The following is a 10,100-nucleotide window of genomic DNA, read 5'->3' on the forward strand; positions in this document are numbered from 1 at the left end:
AGCGCCGACACAGCACAAGTGATAACTTGTCACCGGTTGAGTATGAAAGGCGTTACTTTAAGAGCCTAACGGGTGTCTAGAATATCCGGGGCGATTCACCATGTGCGGATGGCTGATCAGCTGCTGGATACGGCGCGTCAGCAGGCAGGCGAGGGGCATGATGTGATGATCGTGATCGATTCACTCACCAGGCTTTCGCGGGTTCATAACGCCGAGCAGCGGGGCAGTGGGCGCACGATGTCGGGTGGGTTGGATGCCCGGGCGATGGAAATCCCTCGCAAGCTGTTTGGCGCGGCGCGAAAGATTGAAAACGGCGGCTCGCTCACTATTCTGGCCACCGTGCTGGTGGATACGGGAAGCCGTATGGATCAGGTGATTTTTGAGGAGTTCAAGGGCACAGGCAATATGGAGCTGGTGCTATCACGGGACGTGGCTAATCAACGAATTTTCCCGGCGATTGATATTGCCAAAAGCAGTACCCGCCGTGAAGAGCTGTTAATTGATGCAAAGGAGATTGAAAAAGTACGCACGCTGCGCAGAGCGTTAACACCGCTTAAGCCTGTTGAAGGCGCGCAGAAGCTGCTTACGCTGCTGGAAAAATACCCGACGAATGCGGAGCTGTTGAGCGCTTTTTCACCTGCTGAGTAACGTAGAAGCTCACCCATGACTCCTGAATTTAACTAATAGGTGAGCTTCTTGGTTAGCGCTTAACGGCTGCTTTTTTTAACGTGGTTCAAGTTAGACGCGGGCACGGCTTTTTTGACCGGGAAGCCTTCCACTTCTTTACGCTCAATCGTGTTTTTCAAGCGCCTTTCAATCGCACACAGGTTTTTAAAGTCGCTGATATCGACCAACGAGATAGCTTCACCGGAGGCACCCGCTCGGCCGGTGCGGCCAATGCGGTGGATGTACTCTTCTGGCTGGAAGGGTAAATCGTAATTCACCACACGGCTGAGTTCACCAATATCCAACCCCCGCGCGGCGACGCCCGTAGCTACTAGGTACTTCAGCTCGCCCGATTTGAACTGATCCAAAACCTTTTCACGCATGGCCTGGCTTCTGCCGCCATGGATGGAATCCGCTTGAATACCGCGTTTTTCCAACTGAGCCACCAGCTTGGCCGCGCTGTGTTTTTTCTCGACAAAAATCAGCGCCTGATCCCACGCTTGCTCGGTGATTAGGTGGCTCAACAGGGCGGACTTAGTGTCTTTGTCGACTGTGATCAGCCACTGTTTGATGGTGGCGGCGGCGCGGACGTTGGGCGTAATGGAGATGTTCGCCGCCATATCGGTCATTTTGCTGTCTGAAAACGCGTGGGCGATGGCGCGAACGTCGTTGGTCATGGTGGCCGTGAACAGCAGGTTCTGTCGGTTCTCCGGCAGGCGCACGATGATTTTGTGGATATCATCCACAAAGCCCATATCGACCATTCTGTCTGCTTCGTCCAGCACCATGACTTGCAGTTCATCAAAGTGGAGCGCGCGCTGATGCGCCAAATCCAGCAGCCTGCCCGGTGTGGCGACCAGAATATCCACCCCTTCAATCAAGCGCTCTTTTTGCGGAGCGGTATCTACACCGCCATACGCGGCCATTGAGGTGAGCTGGGTATGCTTGGCGTATTGCGCCACGCTGGCTTCCACTTGAACCGCCAGCTCGCGGGTGGGCACAAGGATGAGTGCGCGAATGCGTTTACCGCGCAGCGGCTCTGCGGCTTTACTGAACTGCTCCAGCAGCGGCAGCACAAAGGCAGCGGTTTTGCCCGTGCCGGTTTGTGCGGTGGCGATTAAATCTTTGCCCGACAGAATGGCAGGAATCGCTTGTTCTTGGATGGGCGTTGGCGTTTTGTAACCGAGTTCGGTAATCGCCTGAACGAGAGGGCTGGATAAGCCTAGTTTTGAAAAGGGCATGAGAAGCTCTGACAGAGTGTCGTAAGGGGTGTCGAAAATAAAAAGTGGTGCAGCATAGCGTAAAATCAACCGTTCGTTGCTCGAATACGCGTTTATTTCCATCCAACCTTTCCCCCGTACCCCCATCCCCACAAGGTATAATCCCCCCATTCACCCAGAAGCTCACGCGTGCTGGGTTTGTTATGCGTCTGTTTTGCGTCATCTGTTACTGAGCAATAGGGGTAGTGGTCCATGATTAACACCAAAATTTACAAGGCAGTGTACGAACTCGCCGAAAAGCTGATGAAGGCCGCTGCCAAAGATGACCGTGCCACCTTTGAAGCGCTGTATGCTGAGCTGCAGGCGATCTGCACCGAGCACGAGAACACCGAGAAAGACCACCCGGAGCAGTGGGAAACCCTGGCCGACTTCACCGAAGAGCTAGAAGACGCGCTGCCCATCTACCAAAAAGCGCTGGATAAGGCGGTAGCGAAGCAGTCTAACGACCACATTGCCTCGATTGGTTTTTCCATGGCGGCACTGCAAGTGGAGCTGGGCGACACCCAGGCGGCGATTGAACGCTTGCAGCAGGCCCAGGCCAGTGCCCACACTATTGAAGATAACGAACTCAAAGCAGAAATTGATGAGCTGCTGGCAACATTAACTACCGGTTAGGAACCTGATTTTGACCAATAACGATATTTTTCGCCGTATCCGCTACACCTTTGATTTAAAAGACAACACCATCGTGGATATCTTCGCGCTAGCAGAAGTGCCCGTTACCCAGCCGCAGGTCACCGCGTGGCTGAAAAAAGACGAAGACGATGCCTTCGTCACGATGAAGAACCGCGAGCTGGCCGCGTTCTTGAACGGTTTCATCAGCTTTAAGCGCGGCAAGCGTGAAGGCCCGCAGCCTGCGCCAGAATCGCAGCTGAACAACAACATGGTGTTCCAGAAGCTGCGCATTGCGCTGAACATGAAGGCCGATGATGTGCTGGAAGTGTTTGAGCAGGTGGGACTGCCGCTAAGCCACCATGAGCTCAGCGCGTTTTTCCGCAAGCCGAGCCATAAGAACTACCGTGAGTGTAAAGACCAAATGCTGCGCAATTTCCTGATGGGCATTCAGCTCCAGCTGCGCCCGAACGATAAAGGCTAAGCGAGGCCCTCGCGCTTCACACACACGAAGATCGCATTACCTGAGACGTTATCCCAGGGCGTGATGGTCTGGTAATCATGCTCGAACACGTGCACCTCGAAGGTAGGCTCCAGCAGGGCGATAAGTTCGCTAAAGCTGACCGCCACCATGGGGTGCTCGTCGTTCCACACCTGCGTTGCGCCTGCCTCTGTTTTCTCAATGCTCAGCCGTAACGACTGCCGTGCCCCTTGCCCGCTGTAGTGCCACCCCGAGCGGAAGGTGAACGCGGCGTCTGCCTGTTTAGCCGTGTGCCTAACGAACAGCTCGTTATCGATCCGCTGTTTATCCACTACGTTGAAGTAGAACACGCCGCCCTCGTTTAAGGCGCGGTGGGCGCTGGCGATGCAGGCGCTAAGCTTTTCCAGGCCATCGTTATAGTGGATGGAGTAAAGAAAGCAGGTGATGAGATCCAGCGGTTCGCTGGCTTCAAAGCTGCACATATCTTGCAGTGAGAAGTGTGCCTCTGGGCAGCGCTGGGCGGCGATATCCAGCATCGGCTGGTTGATGTCCAATCCGCTGCTGGTGAAGCCAGCATCAAGAAAGTGGCGCACGTGGGGGCCGGTGCCGCAGGCTAAATCCAGGTGCTGCTTGCCTCCGTTACCAAACATCTGATGCAGGCGATGGATGGCATTACTTTGGGCGTGGTAGTCGATGTCGACGCACATCAAATCGTAATAGCCAGAAAGGTCGGTGTAGAGTGCGTTGACGGACATAGTGGCCTAATGGTGAGGGCTGAAATAAATTGGGTGGCGCATAGTAAACGAGCGGTTGTGGTTTGAGAAGTTGCTTTATGGCGAGGCGGCTCACCTAGCGATTTTGCATTCTTTAACATTGCTAGGACGACTTTATGGTTATTGTTCCTAAAGAAATAGCGTGGTTATCCGATAACTACTTAAGTCGCACAAGATCCTTTTCCGCAATAAGAGACCGTTATGCCCAAGTTACTTGCCCTGTTTCTCTTTGCCATACTGTTTGCACTCTCTTCCCAGGTTCACGCAGCTTCCGAGTCCGCTGAGGAAGCAGCGCTGGCGTGGCTGGAAGCGATTGACCAGGGAAAGTATGAGCAGGCGTGGGAGGCCGCTTCCCCGCTGCTGAAAACGCCACTCTCCCCGAGCATGTTGCAGCGCGTTGTGGCGCTGGCCCGTGGCGAAGTGGGCAGTGTAGAGTCTCGGCGGCGTATCCGTATGTCGCAATACACCTCTATGCCGGGCGCTCCCCGTAACGATTACAAAGAGTTCGCTTTCCAAACCCGTTTCTCGGATAACCAGCGAGTGGTTGAGGTAGTAACACCGCATTTGGAAGAGGGCATCTGGCGGGTCAGTGGGTACTATGTTCAATAGCGCTGTTCAATAGCGCTGTTCAATAGCCGCCAGAAGCATGGGCGGCTACCCAGGCTTTCTCTTTTATACTATCAGCCCCGCCAACCCCTGCATCCCCAGCACCAATAGCAGCACTGCACTGCCTAGTGCCAGGCTGGTTTTCAGCGCGTGGCGTTTCCACATGTTTACTACCCGGTATCCAAAGCGGTAGACCAACCAAGCTAAACCGTAGTAACGCAGCCCACGGGCAATAAGCGCAGCAAGCACAAACAACGTAATCGGGTAGCCGGAAAGCCCGGCGGTAATCATCGCGACCTGAAACGGAATCGGCAAAATGCCAATGGCGAGAATGGCGGCAAAGCCGTACTGGTCAAAGAAGCCTTGAAACGCCTGATAGCTCTGCTCCATCCCCATAAATTCGATAAACCACGTGCCGAGGGATTGGTAGAGCACCATGCCCACGCCGTAGCCCACTATCGAAGCCACTAAACAGCCCAGCGTGGTAACGGCGGCAATAGCCCAGATGCGCTGCCGGTTCACTGCCATTAGCGGGATTAATACCAGTTCAATGGGAATCGGCAGAATAATGGTTTCTAAAAAGGAGAGGGTGGCGAGCAGCCACAACATATTTTTCGAGCCGTTAATACGCTCAAACCACTGCTTCGTACGCGTTGACGTAAAGGCCATAGGATCGCTATAGGGAGGGGTTAATACGGCGGTAAACAGCGGTTAATAAGCTATACACGCCAAACGCAAATAGCCCAACAGCCACAAACGCGAGCAGCCACTGGCCGAAGGCTTGGCCTCTTAACGTGCTGAACACTTCGGCCGTGCCGCCCGCTTGGTTAGGGTTGAACTGGTAAGCCGCTAGGATAAAGAAACTGCCAACCATGACAAATACCAAGCCACGCACCGCTAACCCAAAGCGGCATACTGGGTAAGCCCAGCGCTGCACTTTGGCAGGCATTGAGAAGTGGCGGTCGAATTTTGCTTTCCAGCCTTTAATGGCATGGGCGATGCCCGCGCCAATCAGCGCAACGCCGACTGCCGCCACCAGCCAGCGCCCGAAGGGCTGCTGCATCAGCCAACTGGCCGCACTTTCAGAACCATCTCCAGAGCCGCTAGAGCCGCCGATATGAACAACAAGCTTGGCAGCAAAAAAGGCCAAGAACGTATGCGTAACGGCGCTAACCAGCAAGCCCCCGCGAATCGCCAGCCCTTTAGTGCCGCTGCCGTGGTGATCAGTATCCTGAAGGGCTTGCAGCGTGCGCCATACGGCATAGCCCACTAACCCCAATGCAATAATGCCCAGCAGCACTTTGCCGAAGGGGGCGGTTAGTACGCTTTCAAGCGCGCCGCGGCTGCCTTCGGTTTGGCCGCCTTGGCCAAGCGCCGCCAGTGCCGCTAATCCACCCACCAGCAGATATACCACGCCTCGCGATGCGTAGCCTAAGCGGGCGAGCAGTTTTACCGCATCCCGTTGGTTCGGGGGGTTACTGTCCATGATGTCCTCCTGACGTAAATGGCAATGGCGATCCTTCCAGCGGCCCATACTGTGGGTGTGAAGGGCTATTGTCCAGCGTAGACTATCCGGTGCGCTAGTTTGTGTGTTTGCCATGCGTTGGGCTGAAAAGCAGCTAAAATGGCGTTCAGCTTGGGGTGGTATTTCCACTGGAAGGCAGAGTAATGCGGTATCGCGGGAGTGGATTAGCAAAGATGAATAATAAAGCGCACCCTGTTTTTTGGCGTGATGAGCGAATGCCTCATGTGGAGCTGCGCAAGATAAGCGATGCGCGGCAAGTCTGTTATGCGCCCCATAGCCATTCACACTGGTCGGTAGGAGCGGTGACATCCGGCGCCAGCACCTTTATGTATCGAGATACGTCTTATCAGATTAGCGCCGGTGACTTAGTGATGATGAACCCTCACTGGGTGCATGCCTGTAACCCCATTGCTAACCAGCCGTGGGCGTATCTGATGCTCTATGTAAATACACGCTGGTTGAGTGAGCTGCGTTATGAGCTTGGCTTGTTACCCTCGGCTGAGTGGCAGGACATTGCTACGGCGGTGATCCATCAGCCGTCTCTCCATGCCCAATATTGTGACATGGCAGACTGCTTGTTTGATAAGCAAGCAGCGATTACCCATAAGCAGCAGGTGCTAGAGGCCTATTTAACGACACTGATGACCCAGTTGGCGGAAGAAGCACCGATAGCGCCAACGCCAACGCCCTATGTTTTAGCGCACGTGGCGCGCCATTTACGTGAGCACTGTGCCAGCGATATTTCACTGGACGATTTATCCCAACAAACGGGATACAGCGCAGGGCATTTGATTCGTGCGTTTAAGCAGCACTATGGCTTAACGCCCCATGCCTATCTGATTAATCAGCGTATTCAGCTAGGGCAAGCGGCGCTAAGACAAGGCCAACCTATTGTAGAAGTGGCTTTAACAGCAGGTTTTAATGATCAGCCTCATTTTCAGCGCACTTTCAAGCGGCTGGTGGCCGCCACTCCGAATCAGTACCGAACCCCGTTACTCAAAAAGTAAAAATAGAGCACTTCCCGCCAAGCCTACCGCTAGGCAGCGATTGATCGTCAGGAGGACGGCGGGGCGGTGCATGTAGCGTTTGAGAAACGCCCCTGCGTAGACCCAGCTTGCCAGCGAGAGCCAGCAAATAGGCAGATAAAGAGCCGCAAACAGACCGATGAGATAAGGATCGTTGCCGTTGGTGTACGCGGCAATGCCCGCCGCCGAGGCCAGCCACGCTTTTGGGTTTAGCCACTGCATCGCAGCCCCTGTAAAAAAGCCAGGGGCTTTATGTGGGTTATATTCCCCCAGGCGGCCATCGTGTTGTATCAGGCGAACGCTGAGATAGAGTAAGAACACGATGCCGGCCCACTTCAGTGCCTCCTCCAGCCATGGCATCACATGGAGCAGCGAGTAGAGGCCCGCGCCAATGCCGAGAAACAGTAAGATAAAGCCTAAGGTTGCCCCTGTAACAAACGTGAGCCCTTTGTGCACGGGGTAGTGCGTGCCGCTGCTCAGACAAACGATATTCACCGGCCCAGGTGAAATAGACGCAGCAAGGGCAAAGGCAGACATAGGTAACAGTAACGATGTGCTCATGATGATCCTCCTGAAGGGAGTGCGCAGTGTGTGATGAGTCACATTCGGCGTATTGCACAAAATTGATGTGTGATTTGCGCAAGATTCGGGTGGGGTTTGGCGCTTTAGCTGAGTAAGCTTGCATGATCATGCACGCGATCCCGTCACTTTCCCCGTGAGATAGAAGCAATGAACGACTATGCCCGCATCGAAAAAGCCATGGCCTTTATGGTGGCGAATGCAGCCCAACAGCCCAGTTTGGACACGATCGCGGCGCAGGTGCATTTGAGCGCGTTCCATTTTCAGCGGCTGTTTTGCCGTTATGCGGGCGTCAGCCCAAAGCGCTTTTTACAGGCGTTGACGCTGGCGCGGGGTAAGCAGTTGATTGCCTCTGCCCAGAGCCTCACCGATACCGCCCAGGCGCTGGGGTTGAGCGGCGGCTCGCGGCTTTACGATCATTTTGTCACGCTGGAAGCGGTGACCCCTGGGGAGTTCAAGCGCCAAGGGGAGGGCGTGGAGATTGCTTACGGCATTCACCCCACGCCGTTTGGTGAGGTGCTGGTCGCCACCACGCCTAGGGGCATTTGCCGGATGGGCTTTCTGGCCGCTACACCTGAGGCGGATATTCTCGCCCTGTTGGCCGCCGAGTGGCCGCGCAGCACGCTACGCCACCAGCCAGATGCCACCCGTTATGCGGTTGAAGCACTGTTCGAGCCAAGGAACAACGCTGCGCCTGGGGCGCTCTCGTTGCATGTGCGTGGCACTAATTTTCAACTGAACGTGTGGCGAGCGCTGCTGATGATTCCTGATGGCCAACTAGCTAGCTACTCGCATATTGCCCAGCTATTGGGGGCACCGAAATCGTCGCGGGCGGTGGGGAATGCAGTAGGGGCGAACCCGGTGGCGCTGTGGATTCCTTGCCACCGGGTGATTCAGCAAAGCGGCGCGCTAGGCGGCTACCGCTGGGGCCTAGAGGTGAAACGCCAAGTGCAGGCCTGGGAAGCCGCCCAGCACCTTGAATCGCAAGAGAGCGCTCGGAGCTAGTGCCCAAGCCTAGTGACCAAACACAGACCAGCCGGTGCGTTGCACGAACATCTCCAGCGCCCGCGCACCGAGCAAGCTGTTGCCATAACGGTCCAGCCCTGGCGACCATACCGCCAGCGAACCGCGCCCCGGCGCGATGGCTAAAATGCCGCCACCCACGCCGCTTTTGCCCGGTAGACCCACGCGGAAGGCGAACTCCCCCGAGGCATCGTAGTGACCGCACATCATCATGAGTGAGTTGATCCGCCGCGCCCGCTGGGGTGATACCACCCGTAGGTTGCTAGGGCGGTTGACCCCATCGGAAGCCAGAAACAGCCCGGCGTGGGCAAGCTGATCGCTGCTCATGGCGATGGCGCACTGGTGGAAGTAGGTGCCGAGCACTTTATCAACATCGTGTCGCAGCCGCCCGAAGGCTTTCATAAAGTGGGCCAGCGATGCATTGCGGTCTTTGTGCTCCATTTCCGACGCGGCGACTTGATGATCAAAACAGATGCTGTTGTCGTCAGCGATGTAGCGCACAAAGCTCAAAATTTCGGCCAGGGTCTCTTTGGGTTCGTGGCCCATCATAATGGCATCCACCACCGCAATGGCCCCGGCATTGATAAACGGGTTACGCGGTTTGCCGCTCTCATGTTCTAGCTGAACGATGGAGTTGAACGGGTCGCCGGAAGGCTCGCGACCTACTTTCGACCACAGCCCATCGCCCCATTTGCCTAGCGCAATGGTCAAGGTAAATACCTTGGAAATACTCTGAATCGAGAAGGGCGTGGTCGCGCAGCCCGCCGAGAAGCGCTCTCCCTCGACCGTGGCCAAGCTAATGGCGAATTGGCTGGGGTCTACGTGGGCTAGCTGCGGAATGTAGTCGGCCACTTTGCCGCGCTCGGTCTCTTGCGCAAGCTCGGCGACTATCTCGTTCAGTATCTCTTGCATATCGGGCGTAATCGGTTGGTGGCGGGAGCCGCTACCCTAGCGGAATTTGCCGGGCCTGTCTGCCGTGGAGAAACCCACCTTCATTAACCCTTAGCTTGATTTAAGTGCTGGTTGACGCGGGTTGAGGGCTATTCCCTTGCGTATGGGGCGGCGAATTCTAGACTGAAGCGTTAGCCGTGCATTTCAAGGAGCAGGAATGGATAGGAGATCCAACCCAGCGCCGTTACCGACGGCCACGCTGAGCGAAACTATTGCCATTGTTTGCCGTGTGATAGCGCCTAATGTGGCGAAAGGGGTGATACGCCGCCGCCCGAAAATCGTAGGGGTAGTGGAGCGCTTCGCCCTGGATGCCCAAGGTGTGCAGCAGCTTCAAGCGTTAAGCAAAAAGTATGGCCGTGGGCCGCTGATGCTGAAAGTGCCTGGCAAGCCGATGGCGGTGGTGCTGGACCCCGCCGATGCCAACGACGTGTTGGAGCACACCCCCGAGCCGTTTGCGACCAATGAGCGGTTAAAGCGCAGCGCCCTGGGCCACTTTGAACCGGAAATGGCGCTGGTTTCCAGCGGCGAGGCCCGTGAAAAACGCCGCGCCCTGAACGAGCGGGTTCTACAGAGTAGCTG

At 55.8% G+C, this 10,100-nt stretch carries 11 protein-coding genes and 2 pseudogenes; 7 read left to right on the top strand and 6 right to left on the bottom strand.

The genetic code is table 11. The features are described from left to right. Window positions 1-96: 96 nt before the first annotated feature. Window positions 97-648 (top strand): annotated as a pseudogene (locus BIS10_RS14710) (transcription termination factor Rho); the annotation flags it as partial. A gap of 59 nt (window positions 649-707) precedes the next feature. Here the strand turns inward: BIS10_RS14710 and BIS10_RS14715 are convergent. Next, window positions 708-1,907 carry a DEAD/DEAH box helicase gene (locus BIS10_RS14715; RefSeq protein WP_253506209.1) on the bottom strand — a complete coding sequence of 400 codons (1,200 nt, stop codon included), beginning with the start codon at window positions 1,905-1,907 and terminating at the stop codon, window positions 708-710. Between the two features lie 231 nt (window positions 1,908-2,138). Here BIS10_RS14715 and BIS10_RS14720 point away from each other — a divergent pair, with 231 nt between their 5' ends. Beyond that, a complete protein-coding gene (locus BIS10_RS14720; RefSeq protein WP_083023931.1) occupies window positions 2,139-2,561 on the top strand; it encodes a Replicative DNA helicase in 423 nt (140 codons plus the stop codon). A 10-nt stretch (window positions 2,562-2,571) separates the two neighbouring features. Further along, a complete protein-coding gene (locus BIS10_RS14725; protein ID WP_188640221.1) occupies window positions 2,572-3,042 on the top strand; it encodes a DUF1456 family protein in 471 nt (156 codons plus the stop codon). Here the strand turns inward: BIS10_RS14725 and BIS10_RS14730 are convergent. Beyond that, window positions 3,039-3,794: a class I SAM-dependent methyltransferase gene (locus tag BIS10_RS14730; protein ID WP_253506212.1), complete on the bottom strand. Its 756-nt coding sequence runs from the start codon at window positions 3,792-3,794 to the stop codon at window positions 3,039-3,041. The two genes, BIS10_RS14725 and BIS10_RS14730, sit on opposite strands and share 4 nt — an antisense overlap. Window positions 3,795-4,013: 219 nt before the next feature. On the opposite strand from BIS10_RS14730, the gene BIS10_RS14735 reads away from it, so the two are divergent. Continuing rightward, entirely contained in the window at window positions 4,014-4,421 is a 408-nt protein-coding gene (locus BIS10_RS14735) for a DUF4019 domain-containing protein (protein ID WP_253506214.1), read from the top strand. Window positions 4,422-4,484: 63 nt separating this feature from the next. Here the strand turns inward: BIS10_RS14735 and BIS10_RS14740 are convergent, their stop codons facing one another. Continuing rightward, window positions 4,485-5,087 (bottom strand): YqaA family protein, encoded by a 603-nt coding sequence (locus tag BIS10_RS14740; protein WP_083023929.1) that lies wholly within the window; start codon window positions 5,085-5,087, stop codon window positions 4,485-4,487. Between the two features lie 7 nt (window positions 5,088-5,094). Continuing rightward, window positions 5,095-5,904 (bottom strand): DUF1206 domain-containing protein, encoded by an 810-nt coding sequence (locus BIS10_RS14745; RefSeq protein ID WP_253506217.1) that lies wholly within the window; start codon window positions 5,902-5,904, stop codon window positions 5,095-5,097. A gap of 212 nt (window positions 5,905-6,116) precedes the next feature. Between BIS10_RS14745 and BIS10_RS14750 the strand changes: the two genes are divergently transcribed. Next, a complete protein-coding gene (locus tag BIS10_RS14750) occupies window positions 6,117-6,950 on the top strand; it encodes an AraC family transcriptional regulator (RefSeq protein ID WP_253506219.1) in 834 nt (277 codons plus the stop codon). Here the strand turns inward: BIS10_RS14750 and BIS10_RS14755 are convergent. Beyond that, window positions 6,936-7,529 (bottom strand): LysE family translocator, encoded by a 594-nt coding sequence (locus BIS10_RS14755; protein WP_253506222.1) that lies wholly within the window; start codon window positions 7,527-7,529, stop codon window positions 6,936-6,938. The genes BIS10_RS14750 and BIS10_RS14755 overlap by 15 nt on opposite strands. A 168-nt stretch (window positions 7,530-7,697) precedes the next feature. Here BIS10_RS14755 and BIS10_RS14760 point away from each other — a divergent pair, with 168 nt between their 5' ends. Next, on the top strand, window positions 7,698-8,552 hold the full coding sequence (locus BIS10_RS14760) for a bifunctional transcriptional activator/DNA repair enzyme AdaA (protein ID WP_253506224.1): 855 nt from the start codon (window positions 7,698-7,700) through the stop codon (window positions 8,550-8,552). Window positions 8,553-8,561: 9 nt separating this feature from the next. Here the strand turns inward: BIS10_RS14760 and BIS10_RS14765 are convergent, their stop codons facing one another. Beyond that, window positions 8,562-9,482: a glutaminase gene (locus BIS10_RS14765; protein ID WP_083023925.1), complete on the bottom strand. Its 921-nt coding sequence runs from the start codon at window positions 9,480-9,482 to the stop codon at window positions 8,562-8,564. Window positions 9,483-9,678: 196 nt separating this feature from the next. Here BIS10_RS14765 and BIS10_RS14770 point away from each other — a divergent pair. After that, window positions 9,679-10,100: pseudogene (locus BIS10_RS14770) on the top strand (cytochrome P450); the annotation flags it as partial.

The sequence above is a fragment of the Halomonas sp. 707B3 genome (genome assembly GCF_024158645.1).
GTDB lineage: Bacteria > Pseudomonadota > Gammaproteobacteria > Pseudomonadales > Halomonadaceae > Vreelandella > Vreelandella lionensis.

Bases quoted from the DNA above. Each gene is read 5' to 3' on its own strand.
- BIS10_RS14730 (WP_253506212.1), bottom strand. From the start codon at position 3,794: ATGTCCGTCAACGCACTCTACACCGACCTTTCTGGCTATTACGATTTG.
- BIS10_RS14720 (WP_083023931.1), top strand. From the start codon at position 2,139: ATGATTAACACCAAAATTTACAAGGCAGTGTACGAACTCGCCGAAAAG.
- BIS10_RS14760 (WP_253506224.1), top strand. From the start codon at position 7,698: ATGAACGACTATGCCCGCATCGAAAAAGCCATGGCCTTTATGGTGGCG.
- BIS10_RS14740 (WP_083023929.1), bottom strand. From the start codon at position 5,087: ATGGCCTTTACGTCAACGCGTACGAAGCAGTGGTTTGAGCGTATTAAC.
- BIS10_RS14745 (WP_253506217.1), bottom strand. From the start codon at position 5,904: ATGGACAGTAACCCCCCGAACCAACGGGATGCGGTAAAACTGCTCGCC.
- BIS10_RS14750 (WP_253506219.1), top strand. From the start codon at position 6,117: ATGAATAATAAAGCGCACCCTGTTTTTTGGCGTGATGAGCGAATGCCT.
- BIS10_RS14715 (WP_253506209.1), bottom strand. From the start codon at position 1,907: ATGCCCTTTTCAAAACTAGGCTTATCCAGCCCTCTCGTTCAGGCGATT.
- BIS10_RS14755 (WP_253506222.1), bottom strand. From the start codon at position 7,529: ATGAGCACATCGTTACTGTTACCTATGTCTGCCTTTGCCCTTGCTGCG.
- BIS10_RS14765 (WP_083023925.1), bottom strand. From the start codon at position 9,482: ATGCAAGAGATACTGAACGAGATAGTCGCCGAGCTTGCGCAAGAGACC.
- BIS10_RS14735 (WP_253506214.1), top strand. From the start codon at position 4,014: ATGCCCAAGTTACTTGCCCTGTTTCTCTTTGCCATACTGTTTGCACTC.